Below are 22,575 nucleotides of genomic sequence, written 5' to 3'. Positions count from 1 at the left end.
CGGCCGGGGGCCTGCCGCGGTCCGAGCATGCGTCGGGTGCCGACGGCGCCCCCGGCCCGGGGCGCCGTTCCGGGCCCCCGGCGCGGCGGGTCTCGCCGCGCTGGACGACGATCACCGCCGCGAGACCCATCGCCAGTCCGGCGGCGGTCTGCGGACCGAAGTGATCACCGAAGGCGGCGGCTCCCCAGAGCGCGGTGACCGGAGCCATCAGAAACATCAGAGTGTTGACCCGGGTGATGCCGGAGCGCCGCAGGATCAGCCAGTACAGGCCGTAGCCGCCGAAGGTGGAGAGCAGGACGAGCCAGGCGGTCGCCAGCCAGAACGACGATTCCGCGGGCGGCACGGCCGCACCCGTTGCCACCGCGAGCGTCGTGAAGACGACGGCGCTCACGGTGCAGTGGACCGTCATCGACACCAGCGCAGACACCGTGCGCCGGGAGCGGCCCTGCAGGAAGGTGGCCGCCACCAGCGAGAGCATGCCGAGGAACGGGATGCCGTAGGCCCACCAGACGACGGTGCCGCCCGTCGCGTCGGCGTCGGCGAGGGTGACCAGCACGACGCCGCCCGCCCCCAGCGCGAGCCCCAGCCACTGGCTGCGGGAGACGTACGCCCCGAGCAGCGGGCCCGCGAGTGCGCCGGCCACGAGGGGCTGCACCCCGTCGATGAGGGCGGTGGCCCCACTGGAGACTCCCAGCTGGATCGCGTAGTACACGGTGAGGAGGTACCCGCTCTGGGAGAGGACGCCGATGAGCGCCTGCCGGGCGAGGGTGCGGGCGTCCAGGCCGCGCCAGGCCCTTCCGGTGACGGCGGCGGCGCACAGCAGCACCACCGCCAGCGGCAGGAAGCGCCACATCAGGACGGTGACCGCCGATGCGCTGCCCGCGTCGAGCGCGGCACCGATGAACCCCGAACTCCAGCAGAGCACGAAGGCGGCCGAGAGCAGGAGGTTCGCTCCAGGGCCTCGCAGTAAACCGATCGGTATAGTCATGTGAGACGACTATACCGATCGGTTTAAAGTGGGGGCATGGGCGCTGACGCTGCGGGAACACCGCGCCGGATCGTGATGACACCCGCCTCCCGGCGCGTACTGGAGGCCGCGGGGCGGCTCTTCTACGCGCACGGGATCCACGCGGTGGGGGTGGACCGGATCGCCGCCGAGGCGGGAGTCACCAAGAAGACGCTGTACGACAGGTACGGCTCCAAGGAACAGCTGGTCGTGGAGTACCTCGCGGACCGGGACGAGCGCTGGCGGGACTTCCTGGGCCGGCGGCTGGAAGCGGTGGGCGAGGAACCCGCGGCGCGCGTCCTGGCGGTGTTCGACGCCTCGCACGCCTGGGCCCTGGAACGCGGGGGCAAGGGGTGCGGCATGGTCAACGCGCATGCCGAGCTCAGCGGTCCCGATCACCTCGCGCACCCGGTCGTGACCGGTCAGAAGGCGTGGATGCTCGACCTGTTCACCACGCTCGCCGCCGGACTCGCCCCCGAGCGGCGTGAGGAACTCGGCCGGGCCCTCCTGCTGCTGCACGAGGGAGGGCTCGTCGCACACGGAATGGGCGTGTTCCCTGAGCCGTTGCTGTGTGCGCGGGAGCAGGCACGCGCACTGCTCGCGAGCGTCTGAGCGGCAGGACGCCGACGGTGGCGACGGAGGCCGACTGTCAGTGGCGTCTGGTAGGTATGGGGCTGTGAGCAGCGAGAACGAGGGGCAGCGTGGTGGGCAGGGCGGTCCGCAGGACGGGCCGCCCGAGCAGCTCGCGCTGATGCGGGAGTTCCTGCGGCACGAGAAGCAGGTGCCGAAGGCGAAGCCGCGGACCTGGCGGGGAGCGCCGCTGGCCAAGGAGCTGCCCGTCGCGCGGGTCATGGTCAACAAGGGCGTGCTGCATCTCGACCGGTACTTCGACTACGCGGTGACCGAGGAACTCGACGCGGACGCGCAGCCGGGGGTGCGGGTGCGCGTGCGGTTCGGGGCGGGCGCGCACCGGGTGCGGGACGGGAGGCGGGAGGGCGGCGGGCTGATCGACGGGTTCCTGGTCGAGCGGGTCGCCGAGTCGGACTACCACGGGCCGCTGGCGGCGCTGGCCCAGGTGGTGTCGCCGGAGCCGGTGCTGAGCCCCGAGTTGCTGGGGCTGGCCCGGTCGGTGGCCGACCGGTACGCGGGCAGCCTGGCGGACGTGCTGCAACTCGCGATCCCGCCGCGGAACGCGAAGGCGGAGAAGAAGGAGTTCCCGGCCGCCCTCCCCGCCCCGGAGCCTCCCGGCACGGGGAGCTGGGGCCGGTACGAGCAGGGGGCGGCGTTCCTGGAATCGCTGGCCCGGGGCGGGGCTCCGCGTGCCGTGTGGACCGCGCTGCCGGGGCCTTCCTGGGCCGAGGAGATCGCGCGGGCGGTCACGGCGACGCTCGCGTCCGGGCGGGGGGCGCTCGTCGTGGTGCCCGACGGGCGGAGCGTGGAGCGGGTGCACTCGGCGCTCGGCGAGGTTCTGGGGGAGGGACGGCACGCGGTGCTGACCGCCGACGCCGGGCCCGAGAAACGCTACCGGGAGTGGCTGGCCGTGCGGCGGGGGGCGGTGCGCGCCGTGGTGGGGACCAGGTCGGCGATGTTCGCGCCGGTCAGGGACCTCGGTCTGGTCGTGGTGTGGGACGACGGGGACGGGAACCTCAGCGAACAGCACGCCCCGCTGCCGCATGCGCGGGAGGTGCTGGAACTGCGGGCCACGCAGGACAGGTGCGCCTTCCTGCTGGGAAGCACGAGCTGCACGGTCGAGGCCGCGCAACTGGTGGCGAGCGGCTGGGCCCGGCCGTTGACGGCCTCGCGCGAGGTGGTTCGGCAGACGGCCCCGCTGGTACGGACCGTGGGGGACCTGGAGCTGGCCCGGGACGGTGCGGCGCGGGCCGCACGGCTGCCGAGCCTCGCCTGGCAGGCCGTACGGGACGGGCTGAAGTCCGGGCCGGTGCTGGTGCAGGTGCCGCGCCGGGGGTACGTGCCGCGGCTGGCGTGCGAGCGGTGCCGGACGCCCGCTCGGTGCACGCACTGTGCGGGGCCGCTGGAAGCGGCCGACGCGCGGGAACTGCACTGCGGCTGGTGCGGACAGGGGGAGGCGGAGTGGCGGTGCGCGGAGTGCGCGTTCCAACGGCTGCGGGCGCAGATCGTGGGAGCGCGGCGGACCGCCGAGGAGCTGGGGCGGGCGTTCCCGGCCGTGCCGGTGCGGACCTCGGGGCGGGACCATGTGCTCGACGTGGTGCCGGGGGTGCCCGCGCTGGTGGTGAGTACGCCGGGGGCCGAGCCGGTCGCCGAGGGCGGATACGCGGCGGCGCTGCTGCTGGACGGATGGGCCATGCTCGGACGGCCCGACCTGCGTGCCGGGGAGGAGGCGCTGCGGCGGTGGATCGCGGCGGCCTCGCTCGTCCGCGGACAGGCCCAGGGCGGCACGGTCGTGATCATGGCGGAGCCGACGTTGCGGCCCGTCCAGGCGCTGGTGCGCTGGGACCCGGTGGGCAGTGCCCAGCGCGAGCTGGCCGAGCGCGCGGAGCTGGGCTTCCCGCCGGTGTCGCGGATGGCGGCGGTGAGCGGAAAGCCCGAGGAGGTCGCGGAGTTCCTGCGGGTCGCCGAACTCCCGCAGGACGCCGAGGTGCTGGGGCCCATTCCGCTGCCGGTGACCGACGCGGGACGGCCCCGCCGTCCGCAGGACCCACCGGTGGGGGAGCGGTGGGACCGGGCGCTGGTACGGGTGCCGCCCGGGCGGGGAGCGGGGCTGGCGGCGGCGCTGAAGGCGGCACAGGCGGCACGGCTGGCACGGGGCGGGAGCGCAGGGCCGGGGGAAGGGGTGCGGATCCGGGTGGACCCGCCGGACATCGGGTGAGGGTGCGGGGCACGGGCCCCCGCCGTGGGGCAGGGGCCCGGGGTGCGACGCGGTGGGGTCAGCCGTTGCGGGGAGCCGGGAAGGGGCGGGACTCGTCGCGGAGGGACTGGCCGCCCGCCGTCGGCTGAGGCGGCATGGAGCGTGCGGCGGGGACCGCGGGCAGGACTCCGGGCACGGTCCGCTTCGCGATCGGGGCGGCGGGTGCCATGGTTCCGGTCCCCGTGCTCCCGGCGGTGAGCGGGCCGGCCGACGTGCTCGCGGCGGACGGGCCCGCCACAGGGGCGGCGAGCGGCGCGGACCCGGGGTCCGCGCCGTGCAGGTCCGGGGTGGGGGCCTGGGCGGACTGGGGCGCGGTCCGGCGTGCGCCGTAACGGCGGTGCACGGCCTGCTTGGTGACCCCCAGCGCCGAGCCCACCGCGTCCCACGAGAATCCGAGTGAGCGGTCGAAGTCCACGGCGGCGGTCACCAGTGTCTCGACGCTGTCGCGCAGTTCCTGCGCGAGGCGGACGGTCGGGGCGGGCGCCCGCCCGTACACGACGAAGCCCGTGGAGGGGCCGGAGCGACGCGGGCGGTAGACATTGCCCAGCTGGGCGGTGAGGGTACGCAGCGCGTCCACCTGCCGGCGGACCCGCTCGATGTCCCGTACCAACAGGTGCAGGCTGGCCCGCGCTTGGGCGTCGTGGGTTGCGTGGTCGGCCATGAAAAAGCCTCTCGAACCGGCGTTGATGAAGAAGGACGAAGAAGGACGGGGCCGCCGCTGCGGCGACCCGTTTCGGTCAATCTCTTTTGACCAACGCGCCACCGGGTGTTGGGGTCACGCTCCAGGGGCGTGTCCGCATATGCGCGGGGCGCACGGACGTGCGTACGCCCCCTCGGGCGGGTGCCGTGCCGCGCCCATAGACTGGTGCGCTGCCCGATTCCGTACCACCGTCGGCCGCCCGGCAGTGCCGTCGGCGGCCCTCCCGGCCGCCCGAACGAGAGGCTCGTACACCTATGAAGCTCGTCTTCGCCGGTACCCCCGAGGTCGCCGTGCCCGCCCTGGACGCCCTGATCGACTCCCGGCACGAGGTCGTCGCCGTCGTCACGCGGCCTGACGCCCCGGCCGGCCGCGGCCGGCGACTGGTCGCCAGCCCCGTCGCGGAGCGGGCGGAGGAGGCCGGGATCGAGGTGCTCAAGCCGGTGAAGCCGCGCGACGAGGAGTTCCTGGCACGACTGCGCGAGATCGGACCGGACTGCTGCCCGGTCGTCGCGTACGGGGCGCTGCTGCCGAAGGCCGCGCTGGAGGTGCCTCGGCAGGGGTGGGTCAACCTGCACTTCTCGCTGCTGCCCGCCTGGCGCGGCGCCGCTCCCGTACAGCACTCCCTGATGGCGGGCGACGAGGTGACCGGTGCGTCGACCTTCCAGATCGAGCAGGGACTCGACTCGGGGCCGGTGTACGGCGTGATCACCGAGGACGTACGGCCGACCGACACGAGCGGCGACCTGCTGACCCGCCTGGCCTTCGCCGGCGCCGGGTTGCTGGTCGCCACGATGGACGGCATCGAGGACGGCACGCTCAAGCCCGTGCCGCAGCCCGCCGACGGCATCACCCTCGCCCCGAAGATCACCGTCGAGGACGCCAGGATCGACTGGCACGCGCCCGCACTGCGCGTGGACCGGGTCGTGCGGGGCTGCACGCCCGCCCCCGGCGCGTGGACCGTCTTCCGCGGCGAGCGGCTCAAGCTGGTGCAGGCGGCGCTGGCGGCCGACCGGACCGGCCTCGCACCCGGCGAGATCGCGGCCGGCAAGAACAACGTCTGGGTCGGGACCGGTTCGCACGCCGTCGAGCTGCTCTGGGTGCAGCCGCAGGGCAAGAAGCCGATGCGGGCCGCCGACTGGGCGCGCGGCGTGCGGATCGCCCCCGGGGAGACGCTGACCACGGCGGAAGTACGCTGAGGGGGTTCGACCCTGACGACACGCGGAGCACCTTGTGAGCGACCAGAAACCCCGGCAGTCCCATGCGAAGGCCGGTAACAGCGGGCCCCGCAAGCCGTACAAGCCGCACCGCAAGCCCCAGAAGGACCCCGTCCGTTTCCTCGCGTTCGAGGCCCTGCGCGCCGTCGACGAGCGGGACGCCTACGCCAACCTGGTGCTGCCGCCGCTGCTGAGGAAGGCGCGCGAGAAGAACGAGGGCTTCGACGGGCGCGACGCCGCGCTCGCCACCGAGCTGGTCTACGGGACGCTGCGCAGGCAGGGCACGTACGACTCGGTCATCGCGGCCTGCATCGACCGGCCGCTGCGCGAGGTCGACCCGCCCGTTCTCGACGTGCTGGCGCTGGGCGCGCACCAGCTGCTCGGCACCCGCATCCCCACCCACGCCGCCGTCTCGGCGAGCGTGGAGCTGGCGCGGGTGGTGCTCGGCGAGGGACGGGCCAAGTTCGTCAACGCGGTGCTCCGCAAGATCTCCAAGCAGGACCTGGACACCTGGGTGCAACAGGTCGCTCCGCCGTACGAGGACGATGCCGAGCAGCACCTCGCCGTCGTCCACTCGCACCCCCGCTGGATCGTTTCCGCCCTGTGGGACGCGCTGGGCGGCGGCCGGGCGGGCATCGAGGACCTCCTGGAGGCGGACAACGAGCGGCCCGAGGTGACCCTGGTGGCCCGGCCGGGCCGCTCCACCACCGAAGAGCTGCTGGACGTACTGGGCGAGGAGTCCGGTCTGCCGGGCCGCTGGTCGCCGTACGCGGTACGGATGGCCGAGGGCGGCGAGCCGGGGGCGCTGGACGCCGTGCGGGACGGGCGCGCGGGCGTGCAGGACGAGGGCAGCCAGCTCGTCGCGGCGGCGCTCGCCAACGCGCCGGTCGAGGGGCGCGACGAGCGGTGGCTCGACGGGTGCGCCGGCCCCGGCGGCAAGGCCGCCCTGCTGGCCGCGCTCGCGTCCGAGCGGGGCGCGGTGCTGCTGGCCTCCGAGAAGCAGCCGCACCGGGCCCGGCTCGTCGAGCAGGCGCTCGCCGGGAACCCGGGCCCCTACCAGGTCATCACGGCGGACGGAACCCGGCCGCCGTGGCTGCCGGGGACCTTCGACCGGGTGCTGATGGACGTGCCTTGCTCGGGTCTCGGCGCGCTGCGCCGCCGCCCGGAGTCGCGGTGGCGTCGCCGTCCGGAGGACCTGGAGGGCTTCGCGCCCCTGCAGCGGGAACTGCTGCGGCAGGCGCTGAAGGCGGTACGGATCGGGGGTGTCGTCGGGTACGCGACGTGCTCGCCGCACCTCGCGGAGACGCGCGTCGTGGTGGACGACGTGATCCGGGGCAAGGGGGCGGGCAACGAGCCCTTCGAGGTGGAGTGGGTGGACGCGCGGCCGCTGATGCCGGGGGTTTCGGTGCTGGGTGAGGGACCGGATGTGCAGTTGTGGCCGCATGTGCATGGGACGGATGCGATGTATCTGGCGGTGTTGAGGCGGGTGGGGTAGGGGGTGCGCGGGGTGTGAGCGTGCGGGGGCGTGGGCGTACGTCGGGGTGGCGGGGCGTGGGGTGGGGGCGCCGTCCGGTGGAGGCCGCCCCCTTGCCCGCCCTTTCCGCCCCCGGGGGGCGGCTCCGCCGCCCAAGGGGGCTGACGTAGGGCGGCCCGCCGCTCCGGGGGGATACGGCGTGCGGCCCCGCCGTCCGAGGGGGCGCTTCGTGGCCAGAGGGGGCTACCGGGGGCGGGGGCGGGGGTGGGGCATGGCACGCTTGGGGCATGGCAGCGCAGATCAATCCCAGCATCCTGTCCGCGGACTTCGCCCGGCTCGCCGAGGAGGCAAAGGCCGTCGAAGGGGCCGACTGGCTCCATGTCGACGTCATGGACAACCACTTCGTGCCGAACCTCACCCTGGGCGTTCCCATCGTCGAGTCGCTGAGCAGGGCCACGGACATTCCGCTGGACTGCCACCTGATGATCGAGGACCCGGACCGCTGGGCCCCGCAGTACGTGGAGGCGGGTGCGGGATCGGTGACCTTCCACGCCGAGGCCGCCGCGGCCCCCGTCCGTACCGCCCGCGAGATCAGGGCCAAGGGTGCCCGTGCCTCCATGGCGCTCAAGCCCGCGACGCCGATCGAGCCGTACGAGGACCTGCTTCCCGAGCTGGACATGCTGCTGATCATGACCGTCGAGCCCGGCTTCGGCGGCCAGTCCTTCCTCGACATCATGCTGCCGAAGATCCGCCGCACCCGGCAGCTCATCGCCAAGCACGGCCTCCAGCTGTGGCTCCAGGTGGACGGCGGGGTCTCCGCGGCCACGATCGAGCGGTGCGCGGAGGCGGGAGCGGACGTGTTCGTCGCGGGTTCGGCCGTCTACAACACCGATGACCCGGCCGCCGCCGTACGCATGCTCCGCCACCAGGCCGACGAGGCCACCGCGAAGGCTCCCTGGGCCTGCGCCCACTGAGTGGCACCGCGTCGGCGAAACGGCCACGGTAATAAGAAGGCAAAATGAACGTGGCCCGCAGGGCTGATCAAGGTCCGTCGCATCTGACAGGATGAACGACGAACCATTGTGTGAACCTGAAGCAGAGGTAAGGAGATCGCGGTGTCTGCGATGTCAGCGGGCCGGTCGGCCATGCGGATGGGACCCGCTGAGCTGGTGCAGGCGGCGGCCATGGCCCGCCGTTTCTACTTGGAGGGAAAGTCCAAGATCCAGATCGCCGAGGAGTTCGGCGTGAGCCGCTTCAAGGTGGCCCGGGTCCTGGAGACCGCCCTGGAGCGCGATCTCGTGCGGATCGAGATCCGGGTCCCGGCCGAACTGGACGCGGAGCGCTCCGACGCTCTGCGCGCCCGGTACGGTCTGCGGCACGCGGTGGTCGTCGAGTCCCCGGCGGACGCCGCCGACGACGCCCCCGATCCGGAGAACCTGGGCGAGGTCGCGGCCGACCTGCTCGGCGAACTCGTCAACGAGGGCGACGTACTCGGTCTGGCCTGGGGCCGGTCCACCATTCACATGGCCGCGGCCCTGCACCACCTCCCGCCGTGCACGGTCGTGCAGCTGACCGGCGTGTACGACGCGGGGACGGCCGAGCGCGGCTCCGTCGAAGCGGTCCGGCGGGCCGCGCAGGTCTCCGGCGGCGAGGCGCACCCCATCTACGCGCCGATGCTGCTGCCGGACCCCGCCACCGCCGCCGCCCTGCGCAACCAGACCGGCATCGCGCGCGCCTTCGACTACTTCGACAAGGTGACCGTCGCGTGCGTGTCCATCGGCTCCTGGGAGCGGGGAATCTCCACCGTCCACGACATGCTCACCGACGAGGAGCGCGCCCACTACGCGTCCCTCGGTGTCGCGGCCGAGACCTCCGCGCACCTCTTCGACGCGGAGGGCCGCCGGGTCGGCCGGGACCTCGGCGAGCGCTGCATCACCGTCGAGGCGGACCGGCTCCGGCGCATACCGGAGGTGGTGGCCATCGCGGGCGGGCTCCGCAAGGCGGCCGCGATCGACGCCGTGCTCCGTTCCGGTCTCGTCACCAGCCTGGTCACGGACACCGCGGCCGCGGACTACCTGCTCGGTGCGGGCGGCCCGCCACCGCGTCCCGCCCTGGACAGGTCCGACCCGGACGACTGAACCGGCCGCGCCCCGTACGCGCGTGAGGTGCTCGGGGGACGCGCGAAGGGCCGTACGTACACGGGCCGTACGCAGGAAAGAGGGGGGCGACCGGCGGCAGACCGGGCGTCCCCGTCGGAGCATCCGCCCACGTGGCGCTCCCCGGCCTGGAGGATCCCCCGGGTCGCGAACCCGGACAGTCGTGGGAGAATCAAGTACGTGCGTTTTCCCCCGGGCTGAAATGCCCCGGGGCCAACACCGAACGACTGGATGTTCCGCGCGTGCGTTTCCTCAACGATCTCAAGCCGCCGTACGACCTCACGTACGACGACGTCTTCATGGTGCCGAGCCGCTCCGCGGTCGGTTCCCGCCAGGGTGTGGACCTGTCCTCGCCCGACGGCACCGGCACCACGATCCCGCTGGTCGTCGCCAACATGACCGCCATCGCCGGCCGCCGCATGGCGGAGACGCTGGCCCGCCGCGGCGGGCTCGTCGTCATCCCGCAGGACATTCCGATGGAGGTCGTCACCGAGGTCGTCTCCTGGGTGAAGACCCGGCACCTCGTGCTCGACACCCCGATCGTGCTGGCCCCCACCCAGACCGTCGCCGAGGCGCTGTCCCTGCTGACCAAGCGGGCGCACAACGCGGGCGTCGTCGTGGACGACGACCAGAAGCCCGTCGGCGTCGTCACCGACCAGGACCTGACCGGCGTCGACCGCTTCACGCAGCTCTCCGAGGTCATGTCCAAGGACCTGCTGCTGCTGGACGCGGACATCGACCCGCGCCAGGCGTTCCACACCCTCGACGCGGCCAATCGCCGCTACGCCCCGGCCGTCGACGAGGACGGCCGCCTCGCCGGCATCCTGACGCGCAAGGGCGCCCTGCGCGCCACCCTCTACACGCCCGCCGTCGACGCGCAGGGCAAGCTGCGCATCGCCGCCGCCGTCGGCATCAACGGCGACGTCGCGGGCAAGGCCAAGCAGCTCCTCGACGCGGGCGTGGACACGCTCGTCGTGGACACCGCGCACGGCCACCAGGAGTCGATGATCGCCGCGGTGAAGGCCGTGCGCGCGCTCGACCCCCAGGTGCCGATCGTGGCGGGCAACATCGTCGCCGCCGAGGGAGTCCGGGACCTGATCGAGGCGGGCGCCGACATCATCAAGGTCGGTGTGGGTCCGGGCGCGATGTGTACGACGCGCATGATGACCGGCGTCGGCCGGCCGCAGTTCTCCGCGGTGATGGAGTGCGCCGCCGAGGCCAAGAAGCACGGCAAGCACGTATGGGCCGACGGCGGCGTACGGCACCCCCGCGACGTGGCCATGGCGCTCGCCGCCGGTGCGTCCAACGTGATGATCGGTTCCTGGTTCGCCGGAACGTACGAGTCCCCGGGCGACCTTCAGCAGACCGCCGACGGACGCTGGTACAAGGAGTCCTTCGGCATGGCCTCCGCGCGCGCGGTGAAGAACCGTACGAGCGAGGAGTCGGCGTACGACCGGGCCCGCAAGGCGCTCTTCGAGGAGGGCATCTCCACCTCGCGCATGTTCCTCGACCCGGCCCGGCCGGGCGTCGAGGACCTGATCGACTCGATCATCGCGGGCGTCCGGTCCTCCTGCACGTACGCGGGAGCGGCCTCCCTGGAGGAGTTCGCCGAGAAGGCGATCGTGGGCGTGCAGAGCGCGGCCGGCTACGCGGAGGGCAAGCCCCTGCACGCGAGCTGGAGCTAGGCGCCGGCCCGGGCGGTCCGGCGCGGGCCGTTCCCCGGATGGGGGAGAACGGCCCGCGTCCGCCCGGCCACGCCGCACGTCACGGACGGCTCCGCGGTTCCGGAAGAGGCCCGTCCCCGCCGGGGGACGGGCCTCTTCGTGTGGGCGCCCGGTAGCCTGCGGGGGAGACCGGGGCGGGGCCACCGCCCCGAGGTCTGCCTCCTGGACATCCGGATGCCCAAACTGGACGGGCTCGGGGCCGCCGAGGAACTGCGGCGGGTGCTGCCGCAGACCGCCGTCATGATGCTCACGACGTTCTCCGAGGACGAGTACATCGCGAGCGCGCTCGGTTCGGGGGCCGCCGGATTCGTCCTTAAGTCCGGCGACCCCCGCGAGCTGATCGCCGGAGTGCAGGCGGTCGCCGGGGGCGGCGCGTACCTCTCGCCGAGCGTCGCGCGGCGCGTCATTTCCCACCTCGGGACGGGACAGTTGGGCAAGCGGGCGACGGCCCGCGCCCGGATCGAGGGACTGACCGTACGGGAACGCGAGGTGCTCGCACTGGTCGGCGAGGGCCTCTCCAACGCGGAGATCGCACGGCGGCTGCACGTGGTGGAGGGGACGGTGAAGGCGTACGTCAGCCAGATCCTGGCCCGGCTCGACTTCCGGAACCGGGTGCAGGCGGCGATCCTGGCGTACGAGGCGGGGCTCGTCCCGCAGACGTGAGGGCCGGCGCCTCGGAGCGCCCGTACCGCAGCGGTGCCCCCAACAGGCCCGGCCGGAGGCTGCTTTGGTGGGCTGCGGCGGGCCGGAGGATCAGCAAAGCTGGGGCGCATGGACGACAGAGTGCGAGCCCGCTGGTACGACCTGGGGCTGTGGCTCGCGGTGAGCGCGCCGCCGGTCATGGCCGCCGACGCCCTGCGCGGCAGGGCGGCCCTGATGGCGGCCGTCGGCGTTCCGCTGCTCGCCCTTGCGGTGGCGGCGGCCAGGCGGTGGCCGCTGGGCGTACTGGTCGTGCCGTTGGCGCTGAACCTCGCCCACGACGTCGAGCTGCTCACGCTGCCGTTCCTGCCCGCGCTGACCGCTTTCGCCTTCCTCGCCGGGGTGCGGGCGGGGGAGGTCCGGGCGGCGGCGCGATTCTTCGGGGCGACGGCGGCAGCCGGCCTGCCGGTGTGCGTGCTGGGGCGTGACCTGTGGTCCTGGCCCTCGCAGCTGCTCATGCTGTTGCTCACGGTGGGACTGCCGTGGCTGCTGGGCCGCTGGTGGCGGCAGTACGCCGAACTCGTCCGGTCCGGCTGGCGGCTCGCCGACCGCATGGAGCGCGAGCAGCGGGCAGTCGCCGACCGGACGCGGATGCGTGAGCGGGCCCGCATCGCGAGCGACATGCACGACTCCCTCGGCCACGACCTGACCCTGCTCGCCGTACGGGCGGCGGCCCTTGAGGTGGACCGCTCCCTGGACGCCCGGCAACAGGCAGCCGTCGGGGAACTGCGCGAGGCCGCCGCCGACGCGACGGGGCGGCTGCGCGAGATCATCGGCGTCCTGCGCACGGACGAGGCTGTGGACGGCACGGTGCAGGGCGCGGCGGAGACCCCGGAGGCGGTGGTCGAACGGGCCCGGTCCTCGGGTCTCGACGTCGCACTGGAGCAACGGGGCGAGTGGGACGGGCTGCCGCCCATGGTGGGGCCCGCCGTGCACCGGGTCCTGCAGGAGGCCCTGACCAACGCCGCGAAGCACGCGCCGGGGGCGCCGATCCGGGTCGAGGCCGCGCGGGACGGCGACACCCTGCGGGTCACGGTCGCCAACGGGCCCGCGGGCAGCGGCGCCCCGTCCCCCGGGCTCGCCTCCGGGGGCGCCGGCCTCGTCGGGCTGGACGAGCGGGTACGGCTCGCGGGCGGCACCCTGCGGGCCGGCGCCGTGGCGGACGGCGGGTTCGAGGTGCACGCCCGGCTGCCGGCGGTGGAGGGGGCCGTGGCGCGGGAGCGGGGGGCCGTCGAGGACTCACTGTCCGTACGGGAGTTGCAGCGGGCCCGGAAGCGGGTGCGGCGCAGCGGCAGGCAGGCCGTGCTCGCCCCGCTCGCGGTGCTGGCCGGGATCTGCGTCGTGCTCCTCCCCGTCTCGTTGACCAGCTCCGCCCTGTCGGTTCTGGACCGGGAGGGGTTCGACGGGCTGCGGGTGGGGGAGACGAGGGAAGAAGTGGCCGAGCGGCTACCGGTGTTCGACCGGGACGGGGCGCCCGAAGGCGCGCCGGAGGAGCCACCGGGTGCGCAGTGCGCGTACTTCCACACGCGATTGATGTCGGACGAGGCGTACCGATTGTGCTTTTCCGGTGGGAGACTGGTGTCCCGGGGGGTTGTGCCGGATTTGTGATGATCGAGGAAGGGGAGAGCCGGTAAGCCGCGCAGCGAAACCGGTGTGGAATAAATTCGCGGTGCGTGAACACGAATGTCCTGCGGCCTTGCGGGTACACGCGCCCTTGCGCTGATATGTCAATGAAGGGGAGGACACCGTGTCCATGGCGACCGCAGTCCCGACTGGAGCCACGCTGGAGACGTCCGCGGCCGAACAGGCCGAGCTGGGACTTCCGGTGGTGGAGAACCCGTCGGAGGTAGCCCCGAAGGACGCGAGGGAGCTGTCGAGGCTTTTCTTCGCCCGGCTCGCCGTCCTTGAGGAGGGCACGCACGAGTACCAGTACGCCCGCAACACGCTGATCGAGCTGAACCTGGCGCTCGTGAAGTACGCGGCCACCCGCTTCCGCAACCGCTCCGACCAGATGGAGGACATCGTCCAGGTCGGCACGATCGGCCTGATCAAGGCCATCGACCGGTTCGAGCTGACCCGCGAGGTGGAGTTCGCCACCTTCGCGATGCCGTGCATCGTCGGTGAGATCAAGCGGTTCTTCCGCGACACCAGCTGGTCGGTGCACGTGCCGCGTCGGCTCCAGGAGCTGCGGATAGACCTCGCGAAGGCGTCCGACGTGCTGTTCCAGCAGTTCGACCGCTCGCCGACCACCGCCGAGCTGGCCGCCTACCTCGACATGGAGGAGGAGGAGATCGTCGAAGGTCTCGTCGCCTCCAACGGGTACACGGCGGGCTCGATCGACATCCCGCTCGACGACGGCTCGGAGTCCGGCTCGCAGACCCTCGCCGACCGGCTCGGCGACACCGACGCCGACCTGGAGATCGTCGAGAACGTGCAGGCGCTGAAGCCGCTCATCGAGGAACTCGACGAGCGCGACAAGCAGATCCTGAGCATGCGCTACGGCGCGGAGATGACGCAGTCGCAGATCGGGGCCGAGCTGGGAGTCTCCCAGATGCAGGTCTCCCGGCTGCTGACGCGCATCACCAAGCGGCTGCGGGAAGGCCTCCTCACCCAGGAGTGAGACGTCACAGGCTTCCACGTACGAGAGTCCGGCCACCCCCTCGGGGGGGCCGGACTCTCGTACGTGCGGTCCCGGGCACCTCAGCACTGGCCGACGGCCGAGCGCAGCCAGGTGGCTCGTACCCGCTTGCCCTCCGGCAGCGGTCGCACCTCCACCTGACCGGCCAGCCGTTGCACCATGTGCCAGCCGAAGCCTCCGCCGCCGGCGAAGTCCGGTTCGCGGGGCACCGGCGGCTGAGGGCTGGAGTCGTCCATCTCGACCACCAGGCGCTCGTGCCCGGCACGCAGTCTCAGCCGCCACCAGCCGGAGGTGTGCCGGACGGCATTGGTGACCAGCTCGCTCACCACCAGCAGTACGGCGTCGAGATCGGCCCAGGCGCAGTGCTGGGTCAGATAGGCGGCAGCGGTCTCCCTCGCGGAGGCGCTGTCTTCGTTTGCTCCCTGCGGAGAATCCAGGACAACCACGGGCGGCTCCTCAGTCATCAATCACCCGCGTACCCCGAGTTCACCGTCCCACCGGCCTCCCACCCGTTCAGTTCTGCGCGGCGGCCGCGAACGCCGCCGAGGGGTCGGGATAGGACCGGAAGACCATGTCGAGCCCGGTGATGTGGAATATCTTCGCCACCATCGGCCCCACCCCGCTCACCGCGACGTCCGCCCCCGCCGCCAGCGCCACCTTCCGGGCGATGACCAGCATCGTGATCCCGCTGGAGTCGAAGAAGGTCAGTCCGGACAGGTCGAGCACCAGCAGCCGTCCGGGGGACAGGGCGAGCCGGCCGATCACGCTGCGCAGCTCGGGCGAGTTGTCGAAGTCGAGATCGCCGCCGATGGCGAGCACCACCCCGGCGGGCCCCTCGGTCACGTCCACGGTGAGTTCGTTGTCGAGGCCTCGGTCGCGGCTCATGAGACGTCCTCGTGTGTTCTGCGTACGGTCAGTGCCACGGTGTCGTCCGGGTGCAGGATGACGGTGTGCATGTCGGCGGCGATGGCGCCGGGGATCTTCTCTATCGGCAGGTGCCGGTGACGGCGGGCCGCCTCCAGAAGCCGCTGCTCGCCCTCGCGGGGGTCGCGTCTGCTCTCGGTCAGCCCGTCGGTGTACAGCACCAGCAGGTCTCCCGGGGCCAGCTGGTCGTACAGCACTTGCTCACTGCCCGGCAGCGGGTAGCCGATGCCGCGGCCACGCACCTCCAGGTACTCCGCCTCGCCGTTCTCCCGCACCAGCAGGGCCGGCGGGTGGGAGCCGTTCGCGAGCTTGAGGGCGCCGCTCCGCGGGTTGATCCGGGCGAGCAGCACGGTCGCCATCAGCTCGCGGTCGAAGGGCAGCAGGATCTCGTCTGTGCGCTCCACGATCGAGTCCATCGGGTGGCCCTCCAGGGCCAGGGTCCGTACGGCGTGCGTGACGTTGAGAGCGCTGCGGGTACTGGTCACACCGTGCCCCAGGGCGTCCACCAGCGTGATGTGGACCCGGCCGTCGGGCAGCAGGAACCAGTCGTAGAGGTCGCCGCCGGTCGGGGCGTCGGTCCCGGCCGGCTCGTAGTGCACCGCCATCTCCAGGCCGGGCACACGCACCGGGGCAGGGCGCAGGGCGTCCTCCAGCTCGCGCAGCATCTGACCGTGCGCGCGCCGCAACTGCTCGTCGCGCTCGTCGAGTTGGACGTACAGGGCGAGGACGCCGCTGTTGGTCTCGGCCAGTTCGTCCTTGAGCCGCTCGCGGTCCTGGGCGAGTGCGTCGGCGCGGGCGACGGCGGCGCGCAGCTCCTCCTCCAGGAGGTCGGCCACGTCGGGGCCCCGGCCGTTGTCCGCCACCGTGGGCGTCTGCACGTGCACGTCGTTCTGCTCCTGGTCCGGTGGGGGGAGGCGCCAGAGAGCCGCCGCGCCCGGGGTCCGCTCGGCGGGCAGCGGGAGGTTCCTGAGCGCGGGCGGGCGCGGGGCGAGGGGGGTGCGCAGTCTTATGGCCAGCACGGGCCGCCCGGTGTCGGGATCGGTCTCCCGGCAGGCGTGCAGGGACACCGCCCGGCCCGCGCCCAGTTCCCCGGCGGCCACCTGGGACACCGCGAGAGCGAGCCGGGCCCGCAGCTCGACCGGCAGCCGCAGCTGGTGCGCGAGACGCCGCAGGGCGTTGCGCAACCCGGGGAGGGTGTGGTGGGTGGTGCTGTGGGGGATCATGCGTCTCTCTTCGGGCTGCTCGGCTCAGGGCTGCCCGGCAGCGGGGAGCCGGTGCGGCTGCCCCCGCCCGGCCGCGCGTCCGGCGGCGGAACCAGGGCGCCGGTGGCGAGCACGGTCGCGTCGTCGCGGCTGCGCCGGAAGTCGTGCGCCAGCGACGCCACCAGCAGGGGCGGCGGCAGCCGCAGCAGGAAGCGGGTCGGATCGTGCGTCCACCGGGGGTCGACACCGTCGCTGTGCAGGACGAGCAGGGAGCCGGGCGGGACGGGGATCCGCTGCACGCGGGGCAGCGGCATGTTCCAGCCGACCACCCCCGGCTGGCCGGAGAGGCGCGAGCGCACCCCGTCGAACCCGACCGCCTGGGCCCGCACGTTGCCCACCGAGCAGTGGTCGGCGTGCCCGTCGGGCCGCAGCCGCAGCAGTCCCACGGCCGCCCCGCGGGTGCGCCGCAGCGACTTGTGCAGGGAGGTCATCAGGGCGGGCAGCGGAAGGTCCGGGTCGCGGCGGAACGCGCGCAGCGCCGTGTCGGCGGCCTCCGCGGCGGGCGGGCCGTGCCCGAGGCCGTCCACCACCACCACGGTGCGCTGCGGCAGGTCCGTGGCAACGTCGCCGGTGTCGGAGACGGCCCAGCCGTCGCCGCAGCTGTCCTCGCTCTCCCGGGGCAGGCACAGGGCGGCCAGATCCGGGCCCCGGGCGGCCGGCGCCCCGGGCGCGGTGAGCCGGGCGCAGATCACGGTGCCCGTGCCCGGATTCGTCCGGAGGGTGAACTCGGACGCGATGCGGCGGACCGCGCCGAGCCCCGAACCGAGGGTGTTCGTGGTCGTCCAGCCGTCGGTGAAGGCCGCCTCCAGGTCCGGGATGCCCGGACCCCGGTCGGACGCCAGGATCTCCACTCCCGGCCGCAGTGGCAGCGACTGGACGAACACCGAGCCCTCCTGCGCGTGCTTGGCGATGTTGCTGGCCAGTTCGCTCGCCAGGACCGCGGCCCGGTCCGGCAGGGCTCCGGGCAGGCCGCTGTCCAACGCGATCTGCCGGGCCGTCGCCGCCGCCAGGTGGACCGCGCTGTAGTGGTCGATCCGGATGCGCGCGGCGACCGTCGGCGGAGGGCCCGGCGGGCTGCCGGCCGGCTGCGGGGTGACGGACATCAGCGGCCGTTCCACCGGGTGACGACGACCGTGGTCCCCTCGCCCGTGGTGCTGTGCACCGAGAACTCGTGCATCAGCCGCTGCGCACCGCCGAGGCCGTGCCCGAGTCCGGCACCGGTCGTGAAACCGTCCGTGAGGGCCGACTCCAGGTCCGGGATGCCGGGCCCCTCGTCGCGCACGGTCAGCCGCAGCCCGCGCCGGCCGCCCTGCTGCGGCGGCTGGCGCAGCTGCTCGATGGTCAGGCTGCCGCCACCGCCGTGGATGTAGGCGTTGCGGGCCAGCTCGCTCGCCGCGGTGACGATGCGGGTCTGGTCCACCAGGCCGAAACCGGCCTCCACGGTGGCCGCCCGCACCGCGTGACGGACCGTCAGCAGATCCTCCTCGGAGGAGACGGAGTACGTCGCGGAGCCGGCCCGGACCGGGCTTCGTTGCGGGCCCAGTCCCGCGCTGCGGGTCAGCTGTTCATCGTAGAGAGTCACGTGGGGCCTCCCCGGAAGGCCGGGGCATCTGCTGCCAGCCCAGCGCGAGAAGGCCCGCTTCCGCGTTGAGCGCCGTCTCCACTCCGGTCAGCTGGAGGCCGAGTTCGACCAGTGTGATCGCCACCGCGGGCCGCATGCCCGCCACGATCACCCGGGCGCCCAACAGCCTTGCCATGGTGGTGAGTTCCATCAGCGTGCGGGCCACGAACGAGTCGATGACCTCCAGCCGCGAGATGTCGATCAGGACGCCACGAGCCGCGTCGCCCACGATCCGTGTCGTCAGCTCCTCGGTGAAGGCGACGGCCGACTTGTCGTCCAGCTCGTTGAGAAGCCCGGTGACCAGGACGTCGCCGAGCCGCAGGATCGGCACGCCGGCCGGTTGCGGGACCGGCGGCGGGGGCGATGATCCGGCGGGGGCGCCCGGCGCGCTCAGGGGGCCGTTCATGGGCCCGCCGGTGAGTACGAGCCGGAGACCGAGGGCTGGTCGGTGAGGTGTACCGCGGCGGCCAGCGCGTCGGCGAGCGTCGCCCGGGTCAGGATGGTGGACAGGTCGATGCCGAGCTGGGCGATGGTCTGCGCGATGGGCGGCCGGATGCCGGAGATCACACAGTCCGCGCCCATCAGCCGTACCGCGTTCACCGTGTGCATCAGGTGCTGCGCGACGGCGGTGTCCACGGCCGGGACGCCGGTGATGTCGATGATGGCGACCTTCGCCTCGTGGTCCTGGATGCCCTGGAGCAGGTTCTCCATCACCACCTGGGTGCGGGCGGTGTCCAGCGTGCCGATCAGCGGCACGGCCAGGACGTGGTGCCACAGCCGTACGACCGGGGTGGAGAGTTCCATCAGCTGCCGCGACTGCCGCTGGATGATCTCCTCGCGGCCCTCGACGTACGTCTCGAAGGACAGCGCCCCCGCCGCGTCCAGCAGCCGGTTCACCAGCACGGCGGCGGAGAACAGCTCGGCGGTGTCCCGGGTGGTGTGCTGCATCGCCTCCAGGAGCACCTCCTTGAGGGAGAGGACGGCCAGGGAGGTGGCCGTCGGCGTCGCACCCGCGCGGGCCCGGCGCAGGGACAGTTCTATGACCGTCCTGCGCAGCTCGTGCTGAGAGGTCACCAGCCGCTCCACGGGCACGTCGCTGGCGAGTCCCGTGCGGAGCGCGGAGATCAGCAGGTCCGCCTCCTCACGCAGCTCGTGCTCGTTCATGTCGGTGTCGAGGGTCGACTGCTCCAGCTGGAGCCGGACCCAGCGGTCCGCGATCTCCTGCTCCCGCTCGCGCAAAGCCTCCAGAAGGCCGTCCCGCACGCTTGTCTCGCTGGTACTCACACACACCTCTCGCGGTTGGCGTTGGCTTGCCGGGTCCGGCAGCGCGCCGGGCCGCCCGGCCGTCCGGCCGCGTAGCCCACGGGGCCCCGGTTACCCCGCGGAAAACGAACCATGCCTCCGTCCTTGGAAGCCGTGAGCCACGTCACCGCGGACGGCTTCACGCCATCAGTTTCCCCAGCGCCGTCGCGACCGCCCCGGCGAGGGCCGCGTGCCCCGCGTCGTTGGGATGCAGGCCGTCCGCGAGGTGCTCGGGGCCGAGCAGCCCGAGGCCGGGCAGCAGCGCCAGCCTCCCGTCCCCGGCGGCGATCTCCTTGCGCACGGCGTCCTCCAGTGCCGTTCGCAGTGCGGCGAGCGTCGCGCCGAGGGCGTTCGGGGTGTGCTCGGCGTCGGGGCGCAGTACGGGGGAGAGGACCAGCAGAGGGGCGTGCGGATGTCCCTGCCGTACGAGGGCGACACAGGCCCGCAGCGTCTCGCCCAGCAGGGCCGGGGTGAAGGGGGTGCGGCCCCAGCAGTTGGTGCCGAAGGCCAGGGTGAGCGCGTCCGCGGGCAGGGTGGCCAGCTGCTGGGCGGTCGCCAGTTCGCCGCGGGCGGCGCCCGCGTACCCGAGGTTCACGGTGTCCAGGCCGAGGAGCCGGCCGGCCGCGGCGGGCCAGGCGTGCGCGGGCCGGGTGGACCACCAGCCCTCGGTGACGGAATCGCCGTGCACCACCCAGCGCGGGCGGGGCCCGGCCGGCTCGATGCGGCCGCCGACGGCGCGGATCCCGAGGAAGCGCGGCGACTGCGACTCGGGCGGGTAGACGGTGAACGGGCCCTCCCGGGGCGGCAGCCGCAGCCGTACGACCGCCTCGTCGGCCGGGTCGGCCAGCGTCTCCGAGACCTGCCGTCCGTCCGTCCAGAGCCCGAATGCGTGCGGAACCTCGCCCGCTTCGGCCCGGTAGTGCAACTCGACGGCCTCCGCCCCGTACGCCGCGAACTCCAGCCGCACCCCGACAGGGACCCGGGCCCGCTCCAGTACGTCCCACGGCAACCGGCCCAGGTCGTCGGGGTCCGCGCGCACGGGTCGTCCGTCCGCGTCCCGCCACGCGACTCCGCGCAGAAAGAGCCCCGCATCCAGCCAGTTCATCGGCGCCTCCTCCTCGGTCGTGCCGCCCGTGCGGCAGGTCTCCGACACCCTGCCCGCCAGCGGCCGGGCCATGAGCGGACGGGCTGTGGGGTCCGCCTCGCGTACCGGGCATAAGGGATATCGAAAACTGGGGCGCAACAAAATCCCATCGGTGGCGATTGCGCGCAAGGATCATCCGCCCATGCGCAAGGTTGCTGCATTACGAGCGGGAAGACACCCCCATAGGCTTCACGGCTGTACGTGGAGTGGCGGGGACCGCCTGCTCGGCGGTTCCCGGGCTTTCGGCTGCTTCGCCGCGCCCTCGGAACCTGTGCCGCGGGGGTCGCCGCCGTCCGATCGGAAGTGAGCAAGGAGCCCCCTCGTGTTGGACCAAGGCGCAGCACCTCCCGTCGCCACCCCACCCCCTTCGCCGGGCCGCAACGGCGGCACCGGCGTGATGCGCCGGAAGCCGGTCGAGCTGCTGGTCAGCGAGGGAGGAAAGGGCGAGGGCGGCTCGCTGCGGCGTACCCTCTCGATGTGGCAGCTGACGATGATCAGCATCGGCGCCACCCTCGGCACCGGCATCTTCGTCGTCCTCGGCGAGGCAGTGCCCAAGGCCGGCCCCGCCGTCACGATCTCGTTCGTGATCGCCGGTCTCACCGCTCTCTTCTCGGCCCTCTCGTACGCCGAACTCGCGGGCAGCATCCCGGTCGCCGGGTCCTCGTACTCGTATGCGTACGCAACAATGGGTGAACTCATCGCCTGGGTCTGCGGCTGGTGCCTGGTCCTGGAGTACGGCGTCTCGGTCGCGGCGGTGGCCGTCGGCTGGGGCGAGTACCTCAACGAACTCCTCGACGGGACGTTCGGCTTCACCATCCCCGACGCGCTGTCCGCGCCGCCCGGCGACGGCGGGATCTTCAACCTGCCCGCGCTGATCGTCGTCCTGCTGGCGATGGTCTTCCTGCTCGGTGGGGCGCGTGAGTCCGCCCGCATCAACACGATCATGGTCGCCATCAAGATCGGCGCCCTGCTGCTCTTCTGCGTGATCGGCTTCATGGGCTTCAAGTCCGGCAACTACGAGGACTTCATGCCGCTCGGCATGGCGGGCGTCAGCGCCGCGGGCGCCACCCTCTTCTTCTCGTACATCGGCTTCGACGCCGCCTCCACGGCCGGCGAGGAGGCGAAGAACCCGCAGCGCGACCTGCCGCGCGCGATCATGCTGTCGCTGATCATCGTCACCGCCCTGTACGTGCTGGTCGCGGCCGTCGCCGTCGGCGCGCAGGACTGGGAGGCCTTCGAGGGCTCCGAAGCCGCCCTCGCCGGGATCATGAAGGACGTCACCGGGCAGGCCTTCTGGGGCACCCTCCTCGCGGCGGGCGCGGTCATCGCCATCGCGAGCGTCGTCCTGACCGTCCTGTACGGACAGACCCGCATCCTCTTCGCGATGTCCCGCGACGGGCTCGTGCCGAAGGCCTTCTCGAAGGTCAGCCCGCGCACCGGCACGCCCCGCGTGAACACCGTCATCGTCTCGCTCTTCTGCGGCGTCCTGGCTGCCGCGATCCCGCTCGGCAAGCTCGTCGAAGCCACCAGCATCGGCACGCTCTTCGCGTTCGCGCTGGTCAACGTCGCGGTCGTCATCCTGCGGGTGCGGCGTCCCGACATGAACCGGACGTTCCGGGTGCCGCTGGGTCCCGTTTTCCCGGTGCTCGGCTTCGCTTTCTGCGCGTACAACATGTTCAGCCTCGACACCGCGACCTGGGTGGTCTTCGGGGTCTGGATGGCGGCAGGACTCGTGTTCTACTTCGGATACGGCTTCCGCCGTTCCCGCCTGGCGAAGAACCCGGGCGCAGGAGCATCCGTGACCGCAGAAAAGTGACCCACCCG

At 72.9% G+C, this 22,575-nt stretch carries 19 protein-coding genes and 2 pseudogenes; 11 read left to right on the top strand and 10 right to left on the bottom strand.

Annotated features, from left to right (window positions below; all coding sequences use genetic code 11):
- Window positions 1-10: 10 nt before the first annotated feature.
- Window positions 11-988 (bottom strand): annotated as a pseudogene (locus HNQ79_RS13470) (DMT family transporter); the annotation flags it as partial.
- Window positions 989-1,024: 36 nt separating this feature from the next.
- Between HNQ79_RS13470 and HNQ79_RS13465 the strand changes: the two are divergent.
- The gene (locus HNQ79_RS13465) at window positions 1,025-1,618 is read left to right on the top strand and encodes a TetR/AcrR family transcriptional regulator (RefSeq protein WP_229923568.1); all 594 of its coding nucleotides are present in this window, start codon (window positions 1,025-1,027) and stop codon (window positions 1,616-1,618) included.
- A gap of 64 nt (window positions 1,619-1,682) precedes the next feature.
- Window positions 1,683-3,854 carry a primosomal protein N' gene (locus HNQ79_RS13460; protein ID WP_185030555.1) on the top strand — a complete coding sequence of 724 codons (2,172 nt, stop codon included), beginning with the start codon at window positions 1,683-1,685 and terminating at the stop codon, window positions 3,852-3,854.
- Window positions 3,855-3,912: 58 nt separating this feature from the next.
- On the opposite strand, the gene HNQ79_RS13455 is transcribed toward HNQ79_RS13460, so the two are convergent.
- Window positions 3,913-4,554 (bottom strand): hypothetical protein, encoded by a 642-nt coding sequence (locus HNQ79_RS13455; RefSeq protein WP_185030552.1) that lies wholly within the window; start codon window positions 4,552-4,554, stop codon window positions 3,913-3,915.
- A gap of 293 nt (window positions 4,555-4,847) precedes the next feature.
- Between HNQ79_RS13455 and fmt the strand changes: the two genes are divergently transcribed.
- From fmt to HNQ79_RS13415, 8 genes and pseudogenes are all read left to right on the top strand, one after another.
- Window positions 4,848-5,789, top strand: a complete 942-nt coding sequence (fmt, locus tag HNQ79_RS13450) for a methionyl-tRNA formyltransferase (protein ID WP_185030549.1) — start codon at window positions 4,848-4,850, stop codon at window positions 5,787-5,789.
- A 34-nt stretch (window positions 5,790-5,823) separates the two neighbouring features.
- The gene (locus HNQ79_RS13445) at window positions 5,824-7,302 is read left to right on the top strand and encodes an RsmB/NOP family class I SAM-dependent RNA methyltransferase (RefSeq protein ID WP_185030546.1); all 1,479 of its coding nucleotides are present in this window, start codon (window positions 5,824-5,826) and stop codon (window positions 7,300-7,302) included.
- A 266-nt stretch (window positions 7,303-7,568) separates the two neighbouring features.
- On the top strand, window positions 7,569-8,255 hold the full coding sequence (gene rpe, locus HNQ79_RS13440; RefSeq protein WP_185030543.1) for a ribulose-phosphate 3-epimerase: 687 nt from the start codon (window positions 7,569-7,571) through the stop codon (window positions 8,253-8,255).
- A gap of 150 nt (window positions 8,256-8,405) precedes the next feature.
- Entirely contained in the window at window positions 8,406-9,419 is a 1,014-nt protein-coding gene (locus HNQ79_RS13435; protein WP_185031096.1) for a sugar-binding transcriptional regulator, read from the top strand.
- Window positions 9,420-9,679: 260 nt separating this feature from the next.
- Entirely contained in the window at window positions 9,680-11,122 is a 1,443-nt protein-coding gene (locus HNQ79_RS13430; RefSeq protein ID WP_185030540.1) for a GuaB1 family IMP dehydrogenase-related protein, read from the top strand.
- 174 nt (window positions 11,123-11,296) lie between these two features.
- Window positions 11,297-11,824: pseudogene (locus HNQ79_RS13425) on the top strand (LuxR C-terminal-related transcriptional regulator); the annotation flags it as partial.
- A 108-nt stretch (window positions 11,825-11,932) separates the two neighbouring features.
- Window positions 11,933-13,468, top strand: a complete 1,536-nt coding sequence (locus HNQ79_RS13420; RefSeq protein ID WP_185030534.1) for a sensor histidine kinase — start codon at window positions 11,933-11,935, stop codon at window positions 13,466-13,468.
- A 145-nt stretch (window positions 13,469-13,613) separates the two neighbouring features.
- Window positions 13,614-14,480 (top strand): RNA polymerase sigma factor SigF, encoded by an 867-nt coding sequence (locus HNQ79_RS13415; protein WP_185030531.1) that lies wholly within the window; start codon window positions 13,614-13,616, stop codon window positions 14,478-14,480.
- A gap of 80 nt (window positions 14,481-14,560) precedes the next feature.
- Here the strand turns inward: HNQ79_RS13415 and HNQ79_RS13410 are convergent, their stop codons facing one another.
- The 8 genes from HNQ79_RS13410 to HNQ79_RS13375 all read right to left on the bottom strand — a co-directional run bounded on the left by HNQ79_RS13410 (window position 14,561) and on the right by HNQ79_RS13375 (window position 20,712).
- Entirely contained in the window at window positions 14,561-14,944 is a 384-nt protein-coding gene (locus HNQ79_RS13410; protein WP_229923567.1) for an ATP-binding protein, read from the bottom strand.
- 67 nt (window positions 14,945-15,011) lie between these two features.
- The gene (locus HNQ79_RS13405; protein WP_185030525.1) at window positions 15,012-15,383 is read right to left on the bottom strand and encodes an STAS domain-containing protein; all 372 of its coding nucleotides are present in this window, start codon (window positions 15,381-15,383) and stop codon (window positions 15,012-15,014) included.
- A complete protein-coding gene (locus HNQ79_RS13400) occupies window positions 15,380-16,645 on the bottom strand; it encodes a PP2C family protein-serine/threonine phosphatase (RefSeq protein WP_185030522.1) in 1,266 nt (421 codons plus the stop codon). Before HNQ79_RS13400 ends, HNQ79_RS13405 begins: the two co-directional genes overlap by 4 nt.
- Window positions 16,642-17,787 carry an ATP-binding protein gene (locus HNQ79_RS13395; protein WP_185030519.1) on the bottom strand — a complete coding sequence of 382 codons (1,146 nt, stop codon included), beginning with the start codon at window positions 17,785-17,787 and terminating at the stop codon, window positions 16,642-16,644. Before HNQ79_RS13395 ends, HNQ79_RS13400 begins: the two co-directional genes overlap by 4 nt.
- Window positions 17,787-18,227, bottom strand: a complete 441-nt coding sequence (locus HNQ79_RS13390; RefSeq protein WP_229923586.1) for an anti-sigma regulatory factor — start codon at window positions 18,225-18,227, stop codon at window positions 17,787-17,789. The genes HNQ79_RS13395 and HNQ79_RS13390 overlap by 1 nt, the downstream gene beginning before the upstream one ends.
- Window positions 18,228-18,249: 22 nt before the next feature.
- Window positions 18,250-18,711 (bottom strand): STAS domain-containing protein, encoded by a 462-nt coding sequence (locus tag HNQ79_RS13385; RefSeq protein WP_229923566.1) that lies wholly within the window; start codon window positions 18,709-18,711, stop codon window positions 18,250-18,252.
- Window positions 18,708-19,589: an STAS domain-containing protein gene (locus HNQ79_RS13380; protein ID WP_185030516.1), complete on the bottom strand. Its 882-nt coding sequence runs from the start codon at window positions 19,587-19,589 to the stop codon at window positions 18,708-18,710. Before HNQ79_RS13380 ends, HNQ79_RS13385 begins: the two co-directional genes overlap by 4 nt.
- Before the next feature lie 157 nt (window positions 19,590-19,746).
- Window positions 19,747-20,712 (bottom strand): GDSL-type esterase/lipase family protein, encoded by a 966-nt coding sequence (locus HNQ79_RS13375; protein WP_185030513.1) that lies wholly within the window; start codon window positions 20,710-20,712, stop codon window positions 19,747-19,749.
- A 361-nt stretch (window positions 20,713-21,073) separates the two neighbouring features.
- On the opposite strand from HNQ79_RS13375, the gene HNQ79_RS13370 reads away from it, so the two are divergent.
- Window positions 21,074-22,567, top strand: coding sequence for an amino acid permease (locus tag HNQ79_RS13370; RefSeq protein WP_185030511.1), 1,494 nt, complete (start codon window positions 21,074-21,076; stop codon window positions 22,565-22,567).
- Window positions 22,568-22,575: the final 8 nt, after the last annotated feature.

The sequence above is a fragment of the Streptomyces candidus genome, from assembly GCF_014207445.1.
Taxonomy (GTDB): domain Bacteria; phylum Actinomycetota; class Actinomycetes; order Streptomycetales; family Streptomycetaceae; genus Streptomyces; species Streptomyces candidus.
This window is presented reverse-complemented; position numbering and strand designations above follow the sequence as displayed.

Coding starts and splice junctions, on each gene's coding strand:
- HNQ79_RS13465 (WP_229923568.1), top strand. CDS start 1,025: ATGGGCGCTGACGCTGCGGGAACACCGCGCCGGATCGTGATGACACCC.
- HNQ79_RS13455 (WP_185030552.1), bottom strand. CDS start 4,554: ATGGCCGACCACGCAACCCACGACGCCCAAGCGCGGGCCAGCCTGCAC.
- fmt (WP_185030549.1), top strand. CDS start 4,848: ATGAAGCTCGTCTTCGCCGGTACCCCCGAGGTCGCCGTGCCCGCCCTG.
- rpe (WP_185030543.1), top strand. CDS start 7,569: ATGGCAGCGCAGATCAATCCCAGCATCCTGTCCGCGGACTTCGCCCGG.
- HNQ79_RS13435 (WP_185031096.1), top strand. CDS start 8,406: ATGTCAGCGGGCCGGTCGGCCATGCGGATGGGACCCGCTGAGCTGGTG.
- HNQ79_RS13420 (WP_185030534.1), top strand. CDS start 11,933: ATGGACGACAGAGTGCGAGCCCGCTGGTACGACCTGGGGCTGTGGCTC.
- HNQ79_RS13415 (WP_185030531.1), top strand. CDS start 13,614: ATGGCGACCGCAGTCCCGACTGGAGCCACGCTGGAGACGTCCGCGGCC.
- HNQ79_RS13405 (WP_185030525.1), bottom strand. CDS start 15,383: ATGAGCCGCGACCGAGGCCTCGACAACGAACTCACCGTGGACGTGACC.
- HNQ79_RS13400 (WP_185030522.1), bottom strand. CDS start 16,645: ATGATCCCCCACAGCACCACCCACCACACCCTCCCCGGGTTGCGCAAC.
- HNQ79_RS13395 (WP_185030519.1), bottom strand. CDS start 17,787: ATGTCCGTCACCCCGCAGCCGGCCGGCAGCCCGCCGGGCCCTCCGCCG.
- HNQ79_RS13385 (WP_229923566.1), bottom strand. CDS start 18,711: ATGAACGGCCCCCTGAGCGCGCCGGGCGCCCCCGCCGGATCATCGCCC.
- HNQ79_RS13375 (WP_185030513.1), bottom strand. CDS start 20,712: ATGAACTGGCTGGATGCGGGGCTCTTTCTGCGCGGAGTCGCGTGGCGG.